This window comes from Kribbella orskensis, assembly GCF_004342085.1.
Lineage (GTDB): Bacteria > Actinomycetota > Actinomycetes > Propionibacteriales > Kribbellaceae > Kribbella > Kribbella orskensis.
Genome location: NZ_SLWM01000002.1, coordinates 591,784 through 615,373, shown reverse-complemented (window position 1 = coordinate 615,373; position 23,590 = coordinate 591,784). Strand labels below are relative to the sequence as shown.

The window sequence follows — 23,590 nt, the reverse complement described above, 5'->3', positions numbered from 1 at the left end:
GATGGACGTCATCCAGGTACCGCGGATCGCAGGGGCGCTGATGTTCCTGCCGACGCCGCACGTGGACGAGCGCGGCTTCTTCTGCCGCACCTTCGACCGCGAGATCGTCCGGACCGCGGGCCTCGATCCCGACGCGTTCCAGCAGGACAGCGTCTCCCGCTCGAGGAGGGGCGTCGTCCGCGGCATGCACGTGCGCTCCGGCGACGGCGAGGCGAAGCTGGTGCGCTGCTCGTACGGCGCCGTCTTCGACGTGGTCGTCGACCTGCGGCCCGACTCCCCGACGTACCGCAATCGCGAGTACTTCGACCTCACCGGCGAGAATCAGGTCACGGTTTACGTACCGGCCGGGTGCGCGCACGGGTTCCAGGCGCTGACCGACCCGGCGGACGTGTCGTACCGGATCGACCGGGCGCACGATCCGAGCGAGGACGTGTCCATCGTGTTCGACGACCCCGACCTGGACATCGCCTGGCCGCTCCCGGTCTCGCTGATGTCCGACCGGGACAAGGCGGCGCCCTCGCTGGCCGACGCGACCAGGAGGCTGTCATGAGCACGAGCGCCAGGTCCTTCGAGAGGTCCGGAGACCTGAACTCGAGGTTGCACGCGGCCATCCCCGGTGGTGCGCACACCTACGCGAAGGGTGAGGACCAGTACCCCGCGGGTATGGCGCCGGTGATCTCGCACGGGCTCGGGGCGCACGTCTGGGATGCCGACGGCAACGAGTACGTCGAGTACGGGTCCGGCCTGCGCGCGGTCAGCCTCGGGCACGCGCATCCCCGCGTCGTCGAGGCGGTCCAGCGCGAGCTCGGCCGGGGCACCAACTTCGTCCGGCCGAGCATGATCGAGCTCGAAGCGGCCGAGCGCTTCCTCAGCACCGTCCGGACCGCCGAGATGGTGAAGTTCGCCAAGAGCGGGTCCGACGTGACCACGGCCGCGGTCAAGCTCGCCCGTGCCGTCACCGGCCGGCCGCTGGTGGCCATCTGCGGCGACCAGCCGTTCTTCTCCACCGACGACTGGTTCATCGCGACGACCGCGATGTCGGCCGGCATCCCGGAGGCGGTGGCCGAGCTCACCGTCCGCTTCCCGTACGGCGATCTCGCGGCGACAGAGCAGATGCTGCGCGAGCACGACGGGCGGGTCAGCTGCCTGATCCTCGAGGCGGCCACCCAGCACGACCCGCCGGAGGGTTACCTCGCCGGGTTGCGCGACCTCGCCCACCGGTACGGCGCCCTGCTGATCTTCGACGAGATGATCACCGGCTTCCGCTTCTCCGAAAAAGGGGCCCAGGGCATCTACGGAGTGACGCCCGACCTCTCGACCTTCGGCAAGGCGCTGGGCAACGGGTTCGCCGTGTCCGCTCTGGCCGGCCGGCGCGAGCTGATGGAGCGCGGCGGACTGCACGACAGCCGGGAGCGGGTCTTCCTGCTGTCCACCACGCATGGTGCCGAAACGCACTCCCTGGCTGCGTCGATGGCGGTCCTGGACGTCTACGAGCAGGAGGGGATCGCCCAACGCCTGCACGAGATCGGGGACCGTCTCGCGGCCGGCGTACGGGAGGTGGCGGCCTCGGCCGGCGTGGCGGACCACGTGGTGGTGCGCGGCCGCGCAAGCAACCTGGTCTTCGCAACGCTCGATGAGGAACTGCAGCCGTCGCAGCCGTACCGCACGCTCTTTCTCCGGGAACTGATCCTCGGCGGAGTGATCGGCCCGTCCTTCGTGGTCAGCGCCGCGCTGACCGATGAAGACATCGGTCGCACGGTGGACACGGTCGCAGGAGCCTGCGCGGTCTACCGCAAGGCCCTGGACGCCGGCGATCCCAGCGGATGGACAGGAGGACGGCCAGTCAAACCGGTGTTCCGCCGGTTCGCGTGACACAAAAGCTTGTTAGGACGGTCTGTGACCGGACCTGACTGGGGGAGGCCCGGGCACGATCTGTTGCCCTCGGCCATGACTGAGCGCTTCGCTCGTGACAGAGGGGGTTCCACCTTGCACGCCATCTACATCGACGCGGATTTCACCGACGATGAACGCAGACAGAAGTTGTACGACGGCGACCTGTTCGTCTACTCGCCGCGCCCGTCGACGCTGGCGTTGACGGAGTTCGCCGCGGAGCTGGCCCGCGAGGCCTTCGCTCCACTCGATCCGGAGACCGCGCAGTTCGACATGGCGGTCGAGGAGTACGCCGCGCTGCTCGCCGAGCTGAAGCCGCGGTTCATCCACCACCCGGAGTCGAAGCGGCTGATCCAGGACATGCTGGTCGATCTGGGCTGCGACCCGGAACAGGTGTACTTCGACGTACCGCGGATGCGGAGCTCGACGTCGAACGACTACCTCACCACCGGGATCGCATTCGCGTTCCACCCGCACCGCGACACCTGGTACTCCGCGCCCTACTGCCAGCTCAACTGGTGGTTGCCGATCTTCCCGATCAGCGCGGACAACGGGCTCGCCTTCCACCCGCGGTACTGGCAGACACCGGTGAAGAACAGTTCGCGGGTCTACAACTACGCGGAGTGGAACGCGACCAGCCGGCTGATCGCGGCGACCCAGATCGGCACCGACACCCGGGTGCAGCCGGTGCCGGAGGAGGAGGTCGAGCTGGTGCCGCAGATCCGGCCGATCTGCCAACCGGGCGGGATCATCCTGTTCTCCGGGGCGCAGTTGCACTCCAGCGTGCCGAACACCTCGGGACGGACGCGGTTCAGCATCGACCTGCGCACCGTGCACCTCGGTGACGCGGCGGCCCACCGGGCGGCGCCGAACATCGACTCGGAGTCGACCGGGACGACGATGGGCGACTACCTGCGGACCAGCGACCTCGAGCATCTGCCCGAGGGGCTGATCGCGGCGTACGACATCCCGAAGCCCGCGCCGATCACGGCGGAGATCCCGCCACCCGGGACGGACATTTCCGAGCCCGCGACGGTGTGAGTTCTCCGGCCGGCGCAACCCTCGGCGCCGGCCGGGCCCAGGGCGTGTCTCCCCTGCTCCTGTGCGTCTCCGGGAGCGGGAGGCACGCCCTAGCGGCGGGTGGTCACCTGTCGCCTCCCGGCGAACCGGTCGATCAGCAGTGCGGTGGCCAGGACGACGAGCAGAGCGGCGCCGAAGCCGCCGATGGTGTCGGTGGGGTAGTGGGCGGTCAGGTCGATCTGGGCCCAGGCCATCAGCCCGCCACAGATCACCGCGAGCCCCAGCACCAGCGCAGTACCGACGAGGCGTCCCGCCTTGAGCAGATCGGCGGCTAGCAGGCCCAGCACCAATCCGATCGCTGTCGCGGCGGCGGTGTGGCCACTGGGGTAGGACAGGAAGTCTCCATGGATCCGCCGGTCCACGGGCTGCTTGAGCACCAGAGCGAGCACAGTGGTCAGGAACGGGCCAAGGACCGCGACGAGTGCGAGTCGCCGGCGTCCGGTGAGCAAGCAGAGCGCCGCCACGATCAGGACCGTGACCACCCGGCCGGCCGGCTCACCGGTCCAGTCGACGGTCAGCGCGACCTGCCAGACCCCGGCAGGGGTGTTGACGGCCGGCTGGATCCACCGATCGATCCGGTTCGGCCCGCTGTCACCGGCGTAGAGGAGGGCCGGTACGACGAGCAGCAGCGCCCCCAGGACCATCAGCACTACGGCCGGTCCCCGCAACGCGGGTATGACCGCCGGTTTCCGTCCACGTTCGCCGAGACGCGCGGGATCAGCGTTGTCTGTAGTCATGTCCCCCCACCCGATGCAAATTCTATCCCCAGGTTTTCGGGAGGTCGGTCGCAGACGTGGGGCACCCGTAGTACCCTGCGGTGACTTGCCGCCGACGGGTTGGTGAATTCTGGGGATGTGGAGCCGGGGACACATGGTGGTGCGGACTGGTTCGCCGGGGGGTGGCCGCGGAGAAACGGTCGGTGCGGAGGCGAGGCTCCCACTGATTGACAGTGCTGACGGGCAGACTGCGGACTGCCCCGGGCGGTCGCGTAGAGTGCCCGGGCGACAGCAGCGTGAGACGAGGGGCCGGTGTGAGCGGAGGTAGACGCGTGCCCGCGACGCCCGGCGAGGTCACGGCTCCGGACGGCGCCCCTGCCCTGGACATCACCAGCATCGCCCCGAGGGTGCGCGAGCTGGGCGACCGGGTGGACGCACCCGTGGTCGATGTCCATGCCGTCGACGTGCATGGGCCCATGTGGGTGGTGCCGCACGAGGTGCCGGCGATCGTGCCGCGCTCGTCGCGGTGGACCGAGCCGCGCTGGGTGGGCGTCTATCGCTGGGCCGCGGTCGGTGGCGACCTGCTGGCCGCGATGATCGGCATCTCGATCGCCCTGCTGACCCGCTTCGGGTACCACGTCGGCAGCAGCTACCTGCTGATCAGCAGCCTGCTCCCGCTCGCCTGGGTCGGGGTGGTCGCCCTGTCCAAGGGGTACGACTCCCGGTACTTCGGCGCCGGGCCGGACGAGTTCCGCTCGCTGCTGCGCTCAGGGGTCGGGCTCACCGCCGCGGTCGCCCTGGCGTCGTACGCGACGAAGACCGAGATCGCCCGTGGCTTCGTGGTGCTCGCCATCCCGGTGATCGTGGGAACCGCGCTGGTCCTTCGGTACGGGCTGCGCAAAGACCTGCACCGGCACCGTCTCCGAGGCCGCTGCATGCACCGCGTCCTCGTGGTCGGCCGAACAGGGCCGGCCGCGACTTTGTGTGAGCACCTGGAGAGCCGTCCGACGGACGGGTTCCGGGTGGTGGCGACCTGCCGGCCGCGCGGTGATTCCCGCTCGAACGGCCCGTTGCAGCCCGACGAACTCGACGAGGCCGACATCTTGGCCGCGGTCGACCGGCATGCCGTGGACGTGGTCGCGGTGGCGACCGATCCCGAGCTGGCCGGCCAGTCGCTGCGCCGGTTGTCCTGGGCGCTGGAGCAGCGCGGCGTCGAGCTGATCGTGTCACCTGGCATCATCGAGGTGGCCGGCCCGCGGATCTCGATCCGCCCGGTGGCAGGCCTGTCGCTGCTGCACCTGGAGCGGCCGTCCGTGAGTGGCGGGCCGCACCTGATGAAGGCGGTCTTCGACCGGACGCTGGCGCTCGGCATGCTGATCCTGCTCGCACCGCTGATGATCGGCCTGACCATCGCGGTCAAGCTGTCCAGCCCCGGACCGGTGCTGTTCCACCAGCGCCGGGTCGGCAAGGGCGGCGCCGAGTTCACCATGCTCAAGTTCCGCAGCATGTACGCCGACGCCGAGGCGCGCCTCGGCGACCTGTACGCGCTCAGCGACGGCAACGGCGTGATCTTCAAGATGCGGGACGACCCGCGGATGACGCCGCTGGGCAGGCTGATCCGCCGGTTCTCGCTCGACGAGCTGCCCCAGCTGTTCAACGTACTGCGGGGCGACATGTCCCTGGTCGGGCCACGCCCCCCGCTGTCGGAGGAGGTCGCCCTGTACGCTGCGGACGACTCCCGGCGGATGCTCGTCAAGCCAGGCATCACCGGCCTGTGGCAGGTGAGCGGCCGCAGCGATCTCTCCTGGGACGAGTCGGTCCGCCTGGACCTCCGCTACGTCGACAACTGGTCGATGACGCTGGACCTGCTCATCCTCTGGAAGACCGCGCGTGCGGTGATCTACGGAGCAGGAGCCTATTGATGGTCATCGACCGACGGTCACCGGTGTACGTCGCAGGCCACCGGGGACTGGTCGGGTCGGCGATCTGGCGCCGGCTCGAGCGTGGCGGCTTCACCCACCTGATCGGCGCGACGTCCGCCGAGCTCGACCTGCGCGACCGTGCCGCGACGTTCACCTTCCTGGCCGAGCACCGGCCGGCCGTGGTGATCGACGCGGCCGCCCGGGTCGGCGGCATCCTGGCCAACCGGGACCACCCGACCGAGTTCCTCAGCGACAACCTGCGGATCCAGGTCAACCTGATGGACGCCGCGCTGGAGGTCCGGACACGGCGGCTGCTCTTCCTCGGCTCGTCCTGCATCTACCCGAAGTTCGCCGGCCAGCCGATCCACGAGTCGAGCCTGCTGACGGGCGAGCTGGAGCCGACCAACGACGCGTACGCGATCGCCAAGATCGCCGGCATAATGCAGGTCCAGGCCGTCCGCCGGCAGTACGGGCTGCCCTGGATCTCCGCGATGCCGACCAACCTCTACGGGCCGAACGACAACTTCGACCTGACCAGCTCGCACGTGCTGCCGGCGCTGATCCGGCGGTTCCACGACGCGTTGCAGTCGGATGCCCCCGAGGTGGTGCTGTGGGGGACCGGGACGCCGCGGCGGGAGTTCCTGCACGTCGACGACCTTGCCGACGCCTGCCTGTTCCTGCTGGAGAACTACGACGACCCGCAGACCATCAATGTCGGCGTCGGCGAGGACGTGACGATCCGCGAGCTCGCCGAGCTGGTGGCCCGCGTCGTCGGCTACACCGGTGCGATCGGCAACGACCTGTCCAAGCCGGACGGCACCCCGCGCAAGCTGCTGGACGTGAGCCGGCTGCGGGCCCTGGGCTGGAAGCCCGCGACCGACCTCGAGCGGGGCGTCGCGAGCACGTATGCCTGGTACCTCGAGCAGCTGAGGGGTGAGGCATGAGGAAGGCCCTCATCACGGGGATCACCGGTCAGGACGGTTCGTACCTGGCCGAGCTGCTGCTGAGCAAGGGGTACGAGGTGCACGGCCTGATCCGCCGTGCCAGCACGTTCAACACGCACCGGATCGACCACCTGTACACGGATCCGCACGAGCAGGACAAGCGGCTGTTCCTGCACTACGGCGACCTCACCGACGGGTCGCGGCTCGTCACGCTGCTCGCGTCGATCCAGCCGCACGAGGTCTACCACCTGGCCGCGCAGAGCCACGTGCGGGTCAGCTTCGACGAGCCCGAGTACACCGGTGACACCACCGGGATGGGGACCACCCGCCTGCTCGAGGCGATCCGGATGATCGGGCTGGACTGCCGGTTCTACCAGGCCAGCAGCTCGGAGATGTTCGGCGCCACCCCACCGCCGCAGAACGAGGACACCCCGTTCTACCCGCGCTCGCCGTACGGCGCCGCCAAGCTCTACAGCTACTGGATGACGCGGAACTACCGCGAGGCGTACGACATGTTCGCGGTGAACGGGATCCTGTTCAACCACGAGAGCCCGCGCCGCGGCGAGACCTTCGTGACCCGCAAGATCACCCGGGCGGTGGCCCGGATCAAGCTGGGCCAGGAGAAGCGGCTGTACCTCGGCAACCTGCAGGCCTGCCGCGACTGGGGCTTCGCACCGGAGTACGTCGAGGGCATGTGGCGGATGCTCCAGCACGGCACCCCGGCGGACTACGTGATCGCCACCGGTACTTCGTACTCGGTGCGGGACTTCGTCTCGCTGGCCTTCGAGCACGCCGGGATGGACTGGAAGGACTTCGTCGACTACGACGCGCGGTACGAGCGGCCGACCGAGGTGGACTCGCTTGTCGGTGACGCCTCGAAGGCACTGGAGGAGCTCGGCTGGAAGGCCCAGGTCCACGTGCCGGAACTCGTCCGCATCATGGTGGATGCCGATCTCGACATCCTGACCCGCGAGGACTGAAGCAATGACTGCCGAGCTGACGGACCAGCACTTCACGCAGGGATCGGCCCGCCCCGCCGACCTGCCGCATCCCCGGGTCGACGTGCTCGGGATCCATGTCAGCGTCACCGACATGGACGAGACGGTCGAGACGTTCGCGCGCTGGATCGACTGGGGCGAGCGGCACCTGGTCTGCGTCTCGGACATGAACTCCGTGCTGCACGCCCGCGCCGACGAGCGCCTCACCGAGGTCTACAACAACTCCGGGCTCACCGTCGCGGACGGGATGCCGCTGGTCTGGGCGGGCAAGCGGGCCGGCTTCGACCGGATGGCCCGGGTCTGCGGACCGGACCTGCTGGGGCGGGTGATGGCCGAGGCGGCCGAGCGCGGCTGGTCGCAGTACTTCTACGGTGGTGCCGACGGGGTCGCCGAGCAGTTGCGGGAGAACTTCGTCGCGCGGCACCCGGGGCTGCGGGTGGCCGGCGTGTACTCACCGCCGTACCGGGCGCTGACCGACGCCGAGGACGCCGAGATCGTCGACCGGCTGAACGAGGCGAAGCCGGACATCATCTGGGTCGGACTCGGCGCGCCGAAGCAGGAGCGCTGGATGGCCGAGCACCGGGACCGGCTGGACGCCGCGATCCTGATCGGCGTGGGCGCCGCGTTCGACTTCCACACCGGCCGGCTCGACCGGGCGCCGGGCTGGATGCAGCGGTCCGGACTGGAGTGGAGCTACCGGCTCTACAAGGAGCCGCGCCGACTCTGGCGCCGGTACGTGCTGGGCATTCCGCGCTTCGGGGTCGGCATCCTGCGCCGGCCGCCGCGGCCGGTTTCTTGAAGTTTCGGAAACTGGCCGGACCGGCCGGCCGGGCGGGCTGGGGACTGGCCGATCAGGGCCTGTCCAGCCTGAGCAACCTGGCTGTCGGGGTTTTCGTCGCCCGTAGCGGCACTGTCGCCGACTTCGGCGTCTATGCGCTCGCGTTCGGCGGCTACACGATCGCCCTGAACGTCTCGCGGGCCGTCGCGACCGAGCCGCTGGCGGTGCGCTACACCGGCGACCGCGACCCGGACTGGCAACGAGCAGTCAGGGCCAGTACCGCGACCGCGGTGCTCGTCGGCCTGCTCTCCATGCTCGTCGCGCTGGCGATCGCGGCGGTCCCCGCTGTTCCGTCGAAGGGCGTGCTCATCGCTTTCGCGGTGACGATGCCGGGACTGCTTCTGCAGGACGCCTGGCGCTGGGCCTTCTTCGTCGTCGGCGAGGGCGGTCGCGCGTTCTTGAACGACCTGATCTGGTTGCTCGCGATGGGAGTGTTCTTCGCCGCGCTCTATCTGGCCGACGCGGCGACGGCGTTCTCGCTGACGCTGGCGTGGGGCCTGGGCGCGGTGGTGGCCGCGATCGCCGGGCGGTTCCAGACCCGGTTGGCGCCGCGCCGGCAACTCATCAAGGAGTGGGTGAAGACCCACTGGGACCTCACTCCCAAGTACGTCGGGGAGATGCTCGCGGTGAGCGGCACGATCCAGGTCTACATGCTCGGAATCACTGCCGCAGCGGGAATCGCGGCCACGGCCGGTATCCGCGGCGCGCAGGTCCTCCTGGGCCCGGTGAACGTGCTGAACCAGGGGATCCGGGTGGTCGCAGTACCGGAGGCCGCCAGGGCGCTCAGGCATTCCTACCGGCGGCTGTTGCTCGTCGGCCTGGCGATCTCGCTGGGTGTCGGCGCGGGGGCCCTGGCCTGGGGAGCGGTCTTCCTTCTGCTACCCGAGGACGTGGGGGAGTGGCTGCTGGGCGAGGGCGTCTGGGCCCAGGCGAGCGCCGTGATGGTGCCGGTCATCCTGCTGCAGGCGTTCGGAGCCTCGAACGCCGGCGCGTTCGCAATCATCCGGGCACTGGCGGCCGCTACCAGGGGTTTGCGCGTCCGGCTGGTGTCCTCGGTGATCCTGATCGTCGCGGGCATCGGAGGGGCGTTCCTAGGCGGCGCCAAGGGCGCTGCCTGGGGACTCGCCACGGCATCCTTCTGCACTCTGCTGCTGTGGTGGCACGAAGCCCACCGCGCCATCGCCGTCCACAAGGCTGCTGCCAGCAGACCGTGACGCCTGGGGCCTGCCCTTTGCAGGCAGACCCCAAGCGCTACGTCTAGCGTGCGTCGAAGTGGGTCTGGACCTGGTCCGCGCTGAGTGCGGCCGGGTAGATCGCCACTTCGTCGATGGTGCCTGCCAGGCCGCTGCTGGCCGGCTGGTTCGGCCAGGCGTTCAGGTTGTCGTTCCCGATCCGCCAGTAGCCGGTGTAACCCTCGGCGTTGTTCACGCTCTGGGTGCCCTGCAGGACTCCGTCGAGGTAGAACTTCATCGAGCCCGGTACGAACGTGCCGACCACGTGGTGCCAGGTGCCGTCGTTGGTGCCCGGCGCCGAACTGATCGTCCGGGTGGACCCGTCATAGATCCCGAAGGTGACGGCGCCGTCGTTCTGCAGGTAGACGTGCCGGTCGTACTGGCTGCTCGTCCCGTTCGAACTGTTGCCGAAGCCCACGAGTTTGCCGCCCTGCGTCGAGGTCGTGCGGTACCAGGCCTCCACGCTGAAGGTCTGCGGCTGGCTGATCGCGGTCTGCCCGATCATCCGGCCGTTCCCGGTGAAGTCACCCGCGGTGTTGCCGCTCGTCAGTGCACCGGTGACGCCCAGGCTGACCCCGGAGTACGGGCCGGTGTTGTTCTGGCCGGAGGAGTCGGTGGCTGTCGCCGTACCGTTCGGCTCCCCGAGCCGCCAGTACGCCGTGGGCCCGTCCGCCAGCACCTGCTGGTCGTACGGCGCGTCGGCGGCGGCCACCGTGACCGGTAGGGAGTAGTCGCCTCGGAGGGTGCTGTTCCCGTCGGTCACCTCGATCCGGTAGACCTGGGACGAGCCCGGGGCCAGTCCCGTGTCGGTGAAGGACAGCCACGGGCGGCTCCAGAACCTCGAGTCCGCTGTGTAGGTGGCGACCACGGTGTTGCTGAAGCTGCGCAGTACGCGGTAGGTCAGGGTGATGTCGTCGTTGTCGACGACGGTCTGGAAGTTCACCTTGACCTGCCCGGCCTGGTAGCTGACCGGAACCACCTTGGCGGGCTTGGCCGGAGCCGCGCCGGGTCCGGTGTTGGTGAAGCGGACCAATCCCTGCTGGGTAGCGCCGTTCACCGTGGTGAAGTCGCCGCCGACCCAGAGATCGCTACCACCGGTCGCCGACACGAGCGGGCCCACCTGGGTCGGTGCGCCGGTGTTCGTGTTCGGGAACCACGGGCCGAGCTCGCCGGTGTCGAGGTTCTGCGTCAGCAGGAAGCGGCCGGCGCCCTGCGGGAACCCGTTGCCGCCGAGGTAGCTGCAGTCGTGGGCGTGGGACCCCTTGTAGAGCCAGCCGTTCACCACTGTGATGGCCTCGGTCGCGCCCAGGCAGTTGTTCTTCCACAGCAGGCTTCCCGAACTGACGTCCGCCGCCCAGGTGCCGTCGAAGCAACCGCCACCGTCGCCGGCGTTGGCGAAGTACACCCGGTCGCCGCTGGTCTCGATGTCCTTGACCCGCGAGGTGCAGCCGGGGACCGGATCGGGGACCGCACTCGCGGCCGGGAACGCCTGCAGCGAGCCGTCGACCGGATCCAGGCTGGCCACCGACCACCGCGGCGTGCCGTTCACGGTCGAGAAGTTGCCACCCGCAAAGACCCTGGTGCCGTCGTCGGCCACGTCGATGGCGTAGACGTCGTTGTCCGGCTGCGGAGCCCAGGGCAGCAGCGCCGCCGTACTGGTTGTCACCGCGGCCAGCCGCGGCCGGGCGATGTTGTTGACCAGCCCGAACGATCCGCCCAGGTAGACCGTGCTGCCGGCGACCGCGAGGGCCTTGACCCGGTAGGAGACCGACGGCTTCCAGTTGGAGACCAGGGCGCCCGTCGCGGTGTCGAAGGCCGCGATCCGGTTGCGGGTCTGGCCGTCCACCTTGGTGAAGTCACCGCCGACGAAGACCCGGGCGCCGTCGGCCGAGGCCGCGATCGCCCAGACCATGCCGTTCAAGACGTGGTCGAACCCGGTGTCGAGCGCACCGGTGCTCTGGTTGAACGCGGCCAGATAGGTCCGCGCCTGTTCGCTGGTACCGGCCGCGGCGCCCGGTGGCCGGACCGTGGTGAAACGTCCCCCGACGTACGCCTTGCCGTTCGCCACCGCGAGTCCTTGCACGCTGGCGTTGGTCTGCCACGCCGAGCTCGTCAGAGCCGACAGCGAAGCACCGATGCTCTGAGCGGGCGCTGGTGCCAGCAAAGCTGCCACCAGCGCCCCACCCAGCGCGAGAATCCCCACCTTCTTCAAAACATCCCCCCTCAAGGATGTATCCTGTGCGCCGCCTGGTGCGGCGAAGGGTCACACGGCCCGGATCACCGGACCGTCACCGACGCCGCCGGCCCCTTCCGGATGTTGCGTCCGTCGTGGACCTCGACGTGGTAGCTCACTGTCTGGCCCTTCTTCACACCGGTGTCGACAAAAGTCGTCGTCGCCCGCTGCCGCCAGTAGTACGTGTAGTACTTGTAGGTCCTGATCAGGGTCGAACCCCGGAACACGTTGTAGGTCAGCAGGATGTTGTCCAGGTCGTAGCCGTCGGTGAACTTCACCGTGACCTGGTTCGTGACCGTGCTGGACAACGTCGGCGCCTTGGGCATCAACGGGAGCGCACCCCCCGGCACGTTCGTGAACCGGGTCAGGCCCTGCTGGACGGTGTTGTTGACCTTGCCGAAGTCGCCGCCGACCCACAGGTCGTTGCCGCCGGACGCCATCGCCAGCGGGCCGACCTTGGTGGTGCCGCCCGCGTCGGTGTTCGGGAACCACGGGCCGATCTGGCCGTTGACGGCGCTCTCGACCAGCAGGTAGTGGGTGCCGGTGCCGTCGCCGAAGGCGCCGCTGGAGCTGCAGTTGTGCGCGTGCGAGCCCTTGTACACCCAGTCGCCGATGGCCTTGATCGCCTCGGTCGCGCCCAGGCAGTTGTTCTTCCACAGCAGTTTGCCGGTGGTCACGTCGGCGGCGAGCACGCCGTCGTAGCAGCCCGAGCCGTCACCGCCGTTGGAGACGAACACCTTGTTGCCGAGGGTGTCGATGTCCTTCACCCGGGTGGTGCACGTCGCCGTCGGCTTCGGGATGGCCGCGGCGGCGGGCATGCTGTAGGCCGCGCCGGTGGTGGTGTTCAGCATCGCCAGCGAGTAGTGGTCGATGCCGCGCAGCTTGGCGAACGGGCCACCGACGAACACCTTGTTGCCGTCGTCGGACACGTCGATCGCGTACACGTCGTTGTCGGCGTTCGGGTTCCACGCCAGCAGGTCGCCCTGGATCAGCCGGAGCGCGGCCAGCCGGTTGCGGACCTGGCCGTCGACCCGACCGAACGAGCCGCCCAGGAAGACCTGGTTGTACTGGTTGATCGCCAGCGCCTTGACGCGGTAGCTGACCGCCGGGTCCCAGGCGGAGACGATCCGGCCGGTGACCACGCTGAACATCGCGATGCGCTTGCGGGGCAGGCCGTTGACGGTGGTGAAGTCGCCGCCGATCACGACCCAGTTGCCGTCCGGGCTGGTCGCGATGCTCCAGACGGCGCCGTTGAGCTTCGGCGCGAACGAGGTCGGTGCGCCGGTCGTGCGGTTGAACGCCGCGATGTAGGTCCGGACAGCCTCACCTTGTCCGGCCGGCTTGCCCGGCTGGCGGATCCGGGTGAACAGACCGCCCGCGAAGACGGTGTTCCCGGAGACCGCGAGCGCGTTCACGCTGGCGTTGGTCTGCCACGAGAGTTGCTTGATCGCCGACACCGCGGAGGCGAAGCCCGGCTGGGCAGCCTCCACCGGAGCTCCGGACGGGATCAGGGCGGCGGCAAGTACGGCGGCAGCCGTCACGACTGCCAGAACTAGCTTTTTCATCAAAGTCCTTCGGACTGGGGCTGGGCGGGGCCATTAGCACGCGAATCTAGCGCCGGTGGGAGGTCGTCAGGAAGGCGACTTCCGACCGGCGTTATGACTTTGTGCTATAGGAGGTTAGCCGTCCGCTCAGCGGGCACCGAAGTGGGCCTGAACCTGCGCCGCGGTGAGCGCGTACGGGTAGACCGCCGCCTCGTCGATGGCCATATTCGTCTGGGTCGCGCCGCCACCGGACCAGCTGCTGACGTTGTCGAAGCCGATCCGCCACCAGCCGTAGTACAGGGACGCCTGGCCGGTGGTCAGGGTGCCGGCGAGCGCGCCGTCGACGTACAGCTTCATCGCGCCGTTGTCGAAGGTGCCGGCGACGTGGTGCCACTGGCCGTCGTTCTTGTTCGACGTGCTGTCGATGGTCTGCTTGACGCCGTCGTTGACGCCGAACGTGATCTGGCCGTTGGACCGCATGTACAGCATCCGGTCGGTGGAACTGCTGTTTCCGGTCTTCGAGTTGCCGAAGCCGATGATCCGTCCGCCGCGGGTGACGGACTGCTTGACCCACGCCTCCACGGTGAACTGCTGCGGCATGCTGTAGGCCTTCTCGCCGACCATCCGGCCGGTGCTGGTGCTGATCGTCGCCGCGGTGTTCCCGGCGACGGCGCCGGCGCTGCCGAGCGTCATCCCGGTGAAGGTGCCGTTGTTGCTCTGGCCGGAGGCGTCTACCGAAGTAGTCGTGCCGACCGGCTCACCGAGCCGCCAGTACGCCTGCGGGCCGTCAGAAGCGATGATCTGGTCGTACGCGGTGTTCGCGGTGGTCGCCACCGTGAGCGGGTCCGAGTAGTTGCCCCGGAGCGTCGTACTGCCGTCGGTCACCTCGACCCGGTAGTTCGTCACTTCCCCCGGCGTCACGTTGGTGTCGGTGAAGTGCAGCCACGGGCGGTCCCAGAACGTCGACTTGGCCGTCCAGGTCGCGATCGTGGTGTTGCTGAAGCCCTTCAGCAACCGGTAGGTCAGCGTGGTGTCGTCGTTGTCCACCACGGTCTGGAAGTGCACCTGCACTACGCCCGGCTGGACGCTGTAGGGGAGGAGCTTCGCCGGCTTGGCCGGAGCGGCGCCCGGGCCCGCGTTGGTGAAGCGGGTCAGACCCTGCTGGCCGAGGCCGTTGGTCTGGGTGAAGTCGCCGCCGACCCACAGGTCCGAGCCGCCGGTCGCGAACGCCAGCGGACCGACCTCGGTGGGCGGACCGGCGTTGGTGTTCGGGTACCACGGGCCGAGAGTGCCGTTCTCGAGGGACTCGGTCAGCAGGAACCGGTAGCCGGCGCCCTGCGGGAAGCCGCCCGCGCCGCCGTTGACGCAGTCGTGCGCGTGCGAGCCTTTGTAGAGCCAGCCGTTGACAACCTTCAGCGCCTCGGTCGCGCCCAGGCATTGGTTCTTCCACTTCAGCGCGCCGGTGGCGATGTCCGCCGCCCAGGTGCCGTCGAAGCAACCGACGCCATCGCCACCGTTGCCGAAGTACACGGTGTCGCCGCTGGCATCGATCGCCTTGACCCGCGTGGTGCAGGAGCCGTTCGGCGGCGGCACCGCCGAGGCGGCGGGGAACGGGAGCACCGCGCCGGTGGCCGGGTCCAGGCTCGACACGGTGTTCTGGTTGGTGCCGTTGACCGTGCTGAACTGGCCGCCGGCATAGACCTTGGAGGCGTCGTCCGCCACGTCCACGGCATACACGTCGCCGTTCGCGGCCGGGGCCCACGGCAACAGTGTGCCGACGTCGCCGGTGACCGCTGCCAGCCGGAGCCGCTCCACGTTGTTGACCAGGCCGAACGAGCCGCCGAAGTACACGGTGTTGCCGGACACGGAGATGGTCTTGACCCGGTACGAGACCGAGGGTTTCCAGTTCGTCACCAGCGCGCCGGTGGCGGTGTCGAAGGCGGCGATCCGGTTGCGGGTCACGCCGTTCACGGTGGTGAAGTCACCGCCGACGTAGAGCCGGGAGCCGTCGGCCGACGCGGCCACGGCGTACACCTGGCCGTCGAGGACCGGGTTGAACGCGGCGACCAGGTCCCCGGTGGTCGCGTCGAAGGCGGCCAGGTAGGCCTGCCCGACCTCGTTGGTGCCCAGCGCCGAGCCCGGCGGACGGACGCTGGTGAAACGACCGCCGACGTAGGCCTTCCCGGCCGCGACGGCGATGCCCTGGACACTTGCGTTGGTCTGCCAGACCGGGCTGTCCTGCGCCGAGAGCGAGGCGCTGATGCTCTGGGCGGGCGTCGGTGCCAGCGTGGTCGCCAGCAGGATGCCCACGACCCCCAGGCGCGCGAGCAGCCATCTCTTCTTCATACCGCGGTGTCCCCCCTCGGACAGGCGCCATCCCGGCGCCGCACATGGTTCGTGAATCCCCCGACAGGAGAGTAGGCCACACAAGGTGAGGGTTTGACCAGTCTGTTCGGGCCTCATTTCAGCAAATTGTCAGCAAGCGTGACCGGCGTGGGCGTTATCGGCGATTGCGGTTCCGGCGGCCGGGAATCCGGTCGGCCGGGGGCCTGGCCCGGGGCCGGTCACGACGGCCTGCTGATGCCTATATCCTGGGCCGTCGAACTCGAATTGGGGGGCCGGATGGAACCGGGCACCGTGGTCTGGCGGGACACCGCCCAGGCGCTGCTCAGGCACAAGTGGCTGATCATCGGCTGCATCCTGCTTGGCACCGTCGGAGCCGCTGTCTTCTCGCTGTCGCAGACCGAGCGGTGGACCGCGTCCAGCCAGGTGGTGATCGGTCCGGCCGTGCCGCCGGCCCTGGTCGGCAACCTGCCGACCGGCGCGGACAAGACCGGCCCGCTGGGCCTGGACCTGCCGGCCGAGACCCAGGCCCGGGTGATGGCGAGCCCGACGATCCTGCGTGAGGTCGCCAAGTCCCTCGAGCTGTCGACCACCGACGACTCGGTGCAGGCGCTCGCCGGGGTGACCCGGGTGAAGGCGGTCACCGACAACGCCTACCTGATCACCATCGACGGTCCGACCGCCGACGAGGCGGTCCGCCGGGCGAACGCGATCGCGCGGATCTACCTGGCCCAGCGCAGTACCGAGGCCAAGCAGTTGCTGATCACGCTGGCCAGCCAGGCGTCGGACCGGGCGAAGACCGCGACGGCCCAGTCGAAGACGCTGGTCAGCCAGATCTCCGAGGCGGTGGACCGGGGCGACACCCAGACCGCCGCGGCCCTGCGCGACCAGCGGGTCGGCCTGGCCACCGAGGCCCGGCAGGCCGCCGACGACGCCGCCGCGATGAACAAGGCGCTCTCCGGCGTCGGCGCGAGCAGCCAGCTGGTCACCCCGGCCACCAAGGACACCGCGACCTCGTCGCCGCTGGTGATGCGCGACATCACCGTCGGCGCGATCCTCGGCCTCGTGCTCGGGTTCGGCGTCGCTCTGCTCTTCACGCACCTGAGCCCGTTCGTGCTGACCCGCGACCAGGCCGCCCGCGCCGCCGGCTCGCCGGTCATCACCGCCTCCATCGGGCGCCGCCGGCTCTGGCGCCGCGCCGCGCCGCAACTGCCGCCCTCAGAAGTCACCTCGCTGGGCACCGAGGCGAGTGGCGCGCTGGCGCGTCGCGAGGTGAACCCGCGCGGGATCGGTGCCAGTGGCGCCGGCGCACTGCTCGTCGTGTCGGCCTCGCCGACGCCGAACTCGGCCGGTATCGCGCTCGCGATGGCAGAGGCGAGTGCCCGCGACGGCCGGGAAACCCTGCTGGTGCTGGCCGATCTGCGCGGCACGCCGCTGCTTTCGCACGTCACCGACCACGAGGGCCTTACCGACCTCGTCACCGAGCCGGCCGCGACCCGTGCGGTCCGGGCGCGCAAGCTGTTCCGCCCGGGCACGGTGGCCGACCTCTACGTGCTGCCGCCCGGTCTGAGCCAGGAGGAGTCGGCGCTCGCCGTCGGCCCGTCGCTGGTGCCGGGCATCGTGGCGGACCTCCCCCCGGGGTACTCCGTCGTCATCCACGGCCCTGCCTCTGTCGGCCGGCACGGGATCTCTCCGTTGGCCGCCGCCGTCGACGCCTCGGTGCTCGTGGTTCAGGTCGGCCACGACAAGGAGACCGACCTGACCCGGCTCACCGCCGCCCTGAAGTTCGCGGGCGCGCCGGTGCTGGGCGTAGTACTGATCGGTGCTTCGCGGCACGACGAGACCTTGGGGATCCCGCTGAACTTCAGCCCGGCCGAGCCCGCCGCGCCGCCGATCCGCTGACGGTGCGCCGATGACCCTGACGGCACCGCCGGTGCCGGGAACCACCCCCCAGGCCGAGGGCGACAAGTCGAGCTGGCTGTGGATGGTCATGTGGTGCCTGCTGGTGCTCGGCGTGCAGCCGTGGTCGTCCAGGGCCGCTGCTCCGCAAGGCACGACAGGGTCGACCAACAGCCTGATGAAGGGCGTGCTGCTCGGGGTGATCTTCCTGGTCACCCTGGCGGCGACCAAGCCGGGCTTCCGGACCCGGCTCAGCCCGACCACGAGCATCTACGTCGGCTATGTGATGTTCGCAAGCGCCACGGCCTTCCTGCTGGCCGATCCGGGTGGTCCGCTGCTGCGGCTGGCGCGGTTGATGATCGGGTTGTTCCTGCTGTTCATGCTTTGGCGGCCGCTGATCCGGGAGCCGGAGCGGTTGATCCGGGCCCACCTGCTGGCTCATCTGCTGCTGGCACTGACGGTCGTGCTGAGCCTGATCTGGCGACCGGAGGTGGCCTGGCGGCCGCTGAGCGCGTTCGGCACCGGCTACCGCCTGCAGGGCGTCCTCATCCCGATGCTGCCGCCGCGCGTCGGCGAGGTCGGCGCGATCCTGCTGGGCCTGGCGATCATCGCGTTCGTGTCCCGCAAGCTGACCTTCTTTCCGGCGAGCGCCTGCATCGGCCTCGGCCTGGTGCTGGTCGCGCTGAGCCGCACCCGTACCGCGGCCGCGGCCGTCGCCTTCGGGCTGGTGCTCGCGCTGCTGCTGACCCGGAAGACCTGGTGGGGACGAATAGCGTCGATCTCCGTGCCGGGGTTGATGGGGCTGGCGTTCCTGATGATCCCGTCGCTGCACACCTGGCTGTTGCGCGGCCAGGGCGCCAAGCAGATCAGCTCGCTGAGCGGCCGGACCACCAGCTGGCAGTACGTGCTCGACGAACAGGTGTCGCTGCAGACCGCGATCATTGGCCACGGACTCGGCAACAAGCGGGTCCTGCTGCGGCGCGGTGAGGGCGACATCGACGTGATGGCGATCGACAACAGCTGGCTGAGTCTCTACTGGGAGACAGGTCTGCTCGCCGTCACGATCGTGGGCATCGCGATGATCGTCGCCTGGGTCTCGGTGCTCCGCGCGCCGACGCCGTTCGTGAAGGCGAGCGGCGCGCTGCTGCTCGGCTACGTCTCGGCGGCCTCGCTCAACGAGAGCGGGCTGTCCGACCTCAGTTCGATGACGCTGCACCTGCTGGTCGCGGCCGCGGTCTGCGACTCAGACCGATTACGCGCCAGAGCCAGGGCGCTGGTCGAGAAACCAGCGCCGCCCACGCCCCGATGGCGATGACCCCACCTGCAAGCACTCACTGATGCTTGCAGGTGGTTGTCGCCGGCTAGCTGCTGACGCTGTCCTGGTCGAATCCGGCGGCCTGCCACTGGGACCAGGTCATCGTCTGTCCCCGGTAGGCGAAGCGCTCGGCCTGCTTGTCGCCGATCAGGTAGCTGTTCCGGCTGAACCTGATCGCGCCGTCCCCGGCCGGCGACTCCTTGTTCTCGACCACTCCGGTGCTGGCCGTCTTCGCGTCCATCACCACCTGGTTGGCCTCGATCACGATGTCCTTCAGCACGTACTTCCCGCGCGGCCCGTCGCCGCGGGTGCGGGACTGGATCGCGATGCCGTTGCGGTTGTGCTTGACCAGGTTGCCGGCCACCGTGACACCGGACGAGGTGTTCACGTTGATGCCGCCGCCGTCCCACAGACTCGGCCCGGAGCCGCGGCCGGTGCCGAACCCGTTGCCCTCGACAACGTTCTGCTCGATCGTGGCCTGGTAGCTGATCTCGTACCGGATCCCGTCCGCGGCGTTGTCGCGGATCCGGTTGCTGGTGATCCTCCGGTCGAACTCGGCGATATCGCTCCACATCCCGATCCCGCGGTTCGCCACGATGTCGTTGCCGGACACCTCGCCGGACGACCGGGTCGACTTGATCCCGCCGGACTCCCAGTCGGCGATCCAGAAACCGTCGGTGTTGTTCCGGGTGACCAGGTTGCCGGTCAGCTTCACGCCTTCGGAGCTGTACTGGCCGATGCCGAGCTGCCCGTTGTCGGCGACGGTGTTGCCGCTCACCACGGTCTGGTCGCCGTCGATGACCATGATGCCGACCGCGTGGTTCCAGCGGACCTCGTTCGCGGTGACCTTCCAGCCCGGACCGACCTGCAGAGCGCCACCCTGCGGCTTGCTGGCGAAGTGCTCGATGGTCAGCCCGGCGATCGTGACGTCCGGCGCGGCGGCCTCGATCGCGGTCTGCGTCCGCGACATCTCGACGTCCTTGCCGGTCGGGTCGTCCGCGAGGTACACAGCATTCGCCTTGTAATCCCCGAAGAAGGTGCCCAGCTTCAGCTGATCGAGGGCCATCACCCGCGTGAGGTGCTTCCCGGCCAGGAAGACCTGCTCACCGGGCTGACACGGATTGGTCTTCTCGTCCTCGCACTTGCCCTTGAGCTTGTACGCCGCGGGCAGCGCGCCTCGCACCACCCAGTGCTGCTGGTCCTGCTGCCAGCCCGTGAGCTCGACCGATCCGCTGAGCACGGCGCCTTCGCTGCTCGCGAGGGTGATCCCGGCCTCGGGATGGAGCGCGTGGGTGATCCGGTGGAGTCCCTTGGCGAAGCAGAACGTCTTGGCCGTCGGGTTCGCGCCGATCACCTGCTGGGGATCCGTGCCGACCGGGATCGGTACGCCGTCGCAGTTCGGCGCGGTGGACGGACCGGTCGGGCCGAGCTTGATGTTCGCCGCCGGGGGAGCGGCGGTGGGGACCGCGACCGTCGGCGTGGGTGGGGTCTGGTTCGACGCCGGCGTGGCCGGGTCGTCGGTGCATCCGGCAACTACGAAGACAGCGAGCAGAGCTGCGCCCGCCGACATGATCCCGCGTCTCATCGATTCCCCCACGTCGCCGGCCCCAAGAAGTCGCCCAAACTATAGGTCCTCGGCCGGTCGTCGACTTCAGGGCTTGCAATCGGTACCCAGCTACAGCCTTACGGTCGGACCATGAGCACTTCCGAGAACCTCTGGGTCCCGTCGGCCTGCACCCTGCCGACGGTCGAGCAACCGCTCCGGGCCGCCGAGTTCGAGCAGCTCTTCGCCCGCTCCGTGCAGGCGGTCCGCCGAGTCGATCCGATCACGCTCGACCTGACGATCGCCTCCACCGCGGAAGCCGAAGCTCGCGATCTCGCCCGGCGCGAGATCGCCTGCTGCGCCTTCTTCACCTTCGACTTCCTCCCCGCCGACGACGACGCGCTGGTACTGCGGATCGGCGTACCGGTGAGCGCCACCTACACCGCAGTACTCGACGCCGTGCAGGCTCGGGCTCTAACGGCGCAGGCGGGTGGTCAGCGGATGTAGGTGGTTCGGGCGAGGTTGTAGGCGAGGTCCTTGGCGACCTGGAAGGCGTCGTCCTCTTCCAGGCGGTGCTCGACGACGAGGTTGGCCAGGTAGCCGGCGTCGATCCGGCGGGCCAGGTCGTGCCGGGCGGGGATGGAGAGGAAGGCACGGGTGTCGTCGACGAAGCCCGAGGTGTTGTAGAAGCCGGCCGTCTCGGTGACGAGCTCGCGGAACCGCCGCATCCCGTCCGGGCTGTCGAGGAACCACCACGGCGCGCCCAGCCGCACGGTCGGGTAGACCCCGGCGATCGGCGCCAGCTCGCGCGAATAGGTGGTCTCGTCCACGGTGAACAGCACCATCCGGAACCCGTCGGCGTGCCCGAACCGCTCGAGCACAGGCCGCAGCGAGCGGGTGAACTCCGTCGCCACCGGGATGTCGTGCCCCTGGTCCGGCCCATACGCCGCGTGGATGTCCGGGTGGTGATCGCGGAGCACGCCCGGGTGGAGCTGCATGACCAGCCCGTCCTCGGCCGACATCGCCGCCATCTGGAACAGCATGTGCCCGGCGAAGCTGCTCGCGTCGTCGGCGGAAACCTCGCCCCGCAAGGCGCTCTCGTAGATCCGCGCGGCCGCTGAGTCGTCGAGCGGAGTCGCCGCGGCGCTCAGGTGCCCGTGGTCCGTGGCCAGCGCGCCGGCGGCCAGGAACGCCTGACGACGCTGCCGCAATGCGTCCAGATACCCGGCGTACGTCGAGGTGTCGGCGCCGGCGAGCTCCCCGAGCTGCCGGGTCAGGTCGCTCCACCCGGGCCGGTCTAGGTGGACGAGCGCGTCCGGGCGGAACGTCGGGATCACCCGGCCGGGCAGATCGGCGGCGAGCTTCGCGTGGTGCGCGAGGTCGTCCGTGGCTGCATCCGTGGTCGAGATGACCTCGATGTTGAACCGGTCGAGCAACGCGCGCGGGCGGAACTCCGGCTCGGCCAGCCGCGCGGAGATCTGGTCGAACAAAACGTCGGCCGTCTCCGCGGAGGGCGCCACCTCGACGCCGAGCACCTCGGCGAACTCGTGCTCCAGCCAGTACCGGCTCGGCGTCCCGAGCAGGAGGTCCCAGTGGGAGCAGAACTCGCGCCAGATGTCGCGCGGCTCGGCGGTCCTGGTGCCGTCGCGGCGGGGGAGCCCGAGGCGGTCGGGGGCGACGCCCTGCGAGATCAGCATCCGGGTGACGTAGTGGTCCGGCACCACCAGCAGCTCGGCCGGGTTGCCGAACGCCTCGTCGGTGGCGAACAGCGCCACATCGACATGCCCGTGGAAGCAGAGCAGCGGCAGGTCACGGGTGGACTCGTGGATCCGGCGGGCCACCTCGCGGGCCTCGCCGACGGGCAGGGCACGGTCCGGATGGGGGCGCAGAGCCTTCGGCATGAGTCCTCCGTGAGGGGTCGGCTGCAACGGCTGATGCAAAGGATTGCAGGCATCCGATCCTCACACAAGTCCATGAAACAAGGGAAATCAAGCGGTTGTCCACATCCGGTCATCGAGCTCTTGACACAACAATGCAAGCGATTGCAGACTCAGCGAACGACCAGCACTGGAGGTGGAGATGCCCGCAACGCTTCGTGATGTCGCACGCCTGGCCGGGGTGTCGCCGTCCACGGTGTCCCGGGCCCTGTCGACGCCCGCGGTCGTCAACGCGGCCACCCGGGCGCGGGTGCAGGCCGCCGCCGAGCGCCTGGGCTATCAGCCCAACCGGGCGGCCCGCGGACTGATCACCGGCCGGACCGGGAACATCGGCCTCGTCGTGCCGGATCTCGCCAACCCGTTCTTCCCGAGCGTGGTGAAGGGTGTCCAGGCCCGCGCCCGGCAGTCCGACGTGGCGGTCTTCCTGGCCGACACCGACGAGGACGCGGTCGAGGAGGTCGTCCTGGTCCGCGCGCTGGCCAAGCAGGTCGACGGCCTGATCCTGTGCTCGCCCCGCGCGAGCGAGGAGGACCTGCTCGCCGTGGCGCAGGAGACGAACGTCGTGCTCGTCAACCGCCTGGTCGAGGGAGTCCCCGCGGTCACCTTCGACAACGAGGGCGGCATGCGCCAGGCGATCGCCCACCTGGTCGCGCTCGGCCATCGCCGGATCGCCTGGGTCGGCGGACCCAGGACCTCCTGGTCCAGCGCGCACCGCATCATCGGCCTCTACGCGGCCGCCAACGACAACGGCGTGGACCTGCTGGAGGTCGGTCACTTCGCACCGACGTACGACGGCGGCATGGCCGCCGCGGACCAGGCCGTCGCCACCGGAGCCACCGCGGTGGTGACCTACAACGACCTGGTCGCGATCGGGCTGCTGGCCCGCTTGCACGCCCGCGGAATCTCGGTGCCCGACGACCTCAGCGTGGTCGGCATCGACGACATCGCCATGTCCCGGATGACCCGCCCCGCCCTCACCACCGTGCGGCTGCCGAAGCAGAAGGCCGGCCAGATCGCGGTGGAGTTGCTGCTCGCCGTCCTCGACGACCCGGATCCCGACACCATCATCGGGACCCGCGGCACGTTGCACGGCGAGCTGATCGTGCGGGACTCCACGGGAGTGGCCTCAGACCCTGCACGACCCTGACAGAGGAGA

18 protein-coding genes are annotated in these 23,590 nt (G+C 69.5%); 12 read left to right on the top strand and 6 right to left on the bottom strand.

Annotated features, from left to right (window positions below; translation table 11 throughout):
- The first annotated feature begins 1 nt into the window (after position 1).
- From EV644_RS07920 to EV644_RS07910, 3 genes are all read left to right on the top strand, one after another.
- Positions 2-550 (top strand): dTDP-4-dehydrorhamnose 3,5-epimerase family protein, encoded by a 549-nt coding sequence (locus tag EV644_RS07920; protein WP_132187829.1) that lies wholly within the window; start codon positions 2-4, stop codon positions 548-550.
- A complete protein-coding gene (locus tag EV644_RS07915; RefSeq protein WP_132187830.1) occupies positions 547-1,872 on the top strand; it encodes a glutamate-1-semialdehyde 2,1-aminomutase in 1,326 nt (441 codons plus the stop codon). Before EV644_RS07920 ends, EV644_RS07915 begins: the two co-directional genes overlap by 4 nt.
- 75 nt (positions 1,873-1,947) lie before the next feature.
- Positions 1,948-2,931, top strand: a complete 984-nt coding sequence (locus EV644_RS07910) for a phytanoyl-CoA dioxygenase family protein (RefSeq protein WP_199239683.1) — start codon at positions 1,948-1,950, stop codon at positions 2,929-2,931.
- Positions 2,932-3,020: 89 nt separating this feature from the next.
- Here EV644_RS07910 and EV644_RS07905 read toward each other — a convergent pair whose 3' ends face one another.
- A complete protein-coding gene (locus EV644_RS07905) occupies positions 3,021-3,707 on the bottom strand; it encodes a phosphatase PAP2 family protein (protein ID WP_132187831.1) in 687 nt (228 codons plus the stop codon).
- A gap of 311 nt (positions 3,708-4,018) precedes the next feature.
- Here EV644_RS07905 and EV644_RS07900 point away from each other — a divergent pair, with 311 nt between their 5' ends.
- Genes EV644_RS07900 through EV644_RS07880 form a run of 5 tightly spaced genes read left to right on the top strand, consistent with a single transcriptional unit; the run spans position 4,019 to position 9,602 of the window.
- Positions 4,019-5,608: a sugar transferase gene (locus tag EV644_RS07900; protein ID WP_241997960.1), complete on the top strand. Its 1,590-nt coding sequence runs from the start codon at positions 4,019-4,021 to the stop codon at positions 5,606-5,608.
- Positions 5,608-6,552, top strand: coding sequence for a GDP-L-fucose synthase family protein (locus tag EV644_RS07895; RefSeq protein WP_132187833.1), 945 nt, complete (start codon positions 5,608-5,610; stop codon positions 6,550-6,552). Before EV644_RS07900 ends, EV644_RS07895 begins: the two co-directional genes overlap by 1 nt.
- A complete protein-coding gene (gene gmd, locus EV644_RS07890) occupies positions 6,549-7,532 on the top strand; it encodes a GDP-mannose 4,6-dehydratase (RefSeq protein WP_132187834.1) in 984 nt (327 codons plus the stop codon). Before EV644_RS07895 ends, gmd begins: the two co-directional genes overlap by 4 nt.
- A gap of 4 nt (positions 7,533-7,536) precedes the next feature.
- Positions 7,537-8,349 carry a WecB/TagA/CpsF family glycosyltransferase gene (locus EV644_RS07885; protein WP_132187835.1) on the top strand — a complete coding sequence of 271 codons (813 nt, stop codon included), beginning with the start codon at positions 7,537-7,539 and terminating at the stop codon, positions 8,347-8,349.
- Positions 8,346-9,602: an MATE family efflux transporter gene (locus EV644_RS07880; RefSeq protein WP_132187836.1), complete on the top strand. Its 1,257-nt coding sequence runs from the start codon at positions 8,346-8,348 to the stop codon at positions 9,600-9,602. Before EV644_RS07885 ends, EV644_RS07880 begins: the two co-directional genes overlap by 4 nt.
- A gap of 43 nt (positions 9,603-9,645) precedes the next feature.
- Here the strand turns inward: EV644_RS07880 and EV644_RS07875 are convergent, their stop codons facing one another.
- The 3 genes from EV644_RS07875 to EV644_RS07865 form a co-directional block, all read right to left on the bottom strand.
- Positions 9,646-11,847 carry a LamG-like jellyroll fold domain-containing protein gene (locus EV644_RS07875; protein WP_241997962.1) on the bottom strand — a complete coding sequence of 734 codons (2,202 nt, stop codon included), beginning with the start codon at positions 11,845-11,847 and terminating at the stop codon, positions 9,646-9,648.
- 50 nt (positions 11,848-11,897) lie between these two features.
- Positions 11,898-13,418 carry a WD40 repeat domain-containing protein gene (locus tag EV644_RS07870; protein WP_132187837.1) on the bottom strand — a complete coding sequence of 507 codons (1,521 nt, stop codon included), beginning with the start codon at positions 13,416-13,418 and terminating at the stop codon, positions 11,898-11,900.
- A gap of 126 nt (positions 13,419-13,544) precedes the next feature.
- A complete protein-coding gene (locus tag EV644_RS07865; RefSeq protein WP_132187838.1) occupies positions 13,545-15,743 on the bottom strand; it encodes a LamG-like jellyroll fold domain-containing protein in 2,199 nt (732 codons plus the stop codon).
- A 276-nt stretch (positions 15,744-16,019) separates the two neighbouring features.
- Here EV644_RS07865 and EV644_RS07860 point away from each other — a divergent pair, with 276 nt between their 5' ends.
- Together EV644_RS07860 and EV644_RS07855 are read left to right on the top strand one after the other, a co-directional pair.
- Entirely contained in the window at positions 16,020-17,642 is a 1,623-nt protein-coding gene (locus EV644_RS07860; protein WP_132187839.1) for a Wzz/FepE/Etk N-terminal domain-containing protein, read from the top strand.
- Between the two features lie 10 nt (positions 17,643-17,652).
- Complete coding sequence (locus tag EV644_RS07855; protein WP_132187840.1) at positions 17,653-18,954, top strand: O-antigen ligase family protein; 1,302 nt, start codon at positions 17,653-17,655, stop codon at positions 18,952-18,954.
- 46 nt (positions 18,955-19,000) lie between these two features.
- Here the strand turns inward: EV644_RS07855 and EV644_RS07850 are convergent, their stop codons facing one another.
- Entirely contained in the window at positions 19,001-20,539 is a 1,539-nt protein-coding gene (locus EV644_RS07850) for a right-handed parallel beta-helix repeat-containing protein (protein ID WP_241997964.1), read from the bottom strand.
- Between the two features lie 111 nt (positions 20,540-20,650).
- Here EV644_RS07850 and EV644_RS07845 point away from each other — a divergent pair, with 111 nt between their 5' ends.
- Positions 20,651-21,004: a hypothetical protein gene (locus tag EV644_RS07845; RefSeq protein WP_132187841.1), complete on the top strand. Its 354-nt coding sequence runs from the start codon at positions 20,651-20,653 to the stop codon at positions 21,002-21,004.
- Here the strand turns inward: EV644_RS07845 and uxaC are convergent.
- On the bottom strand, positions 20,992-22,398 hold the full coding sequence (gene uxaC / locus EV644_RS07840; protein ID WP_132187842.1) for a glucuronate isomerase: 1,407 nt from the start codon (positions 22,396-22,398) through the stop codon (positions 20,992-20,994). The two genes, EV644_RS07845 and uxaC, sit on opposite strands and share 13 nt — an antisense overlap.
- Before the next feature lie 178 nt (positions 22,399-22,576).
- On the opposite strand from uxaC, the gene EV644_RS07835 reads away from it, so the two are divergent.
- On the top strand, positions 22,577-23,581 hold the full coding sequence (locus EV644_RS07835; RefSeq protein WP_132187843.1) for a LacI family DNA-binding transcriptional regulator: 1,005 nt from the start codon (positions 22,577-22,579) through the stop codon (positions 23,579-23,581).
- Positions 23,582-23,590 lie beyond the last annotated feature (9 nt).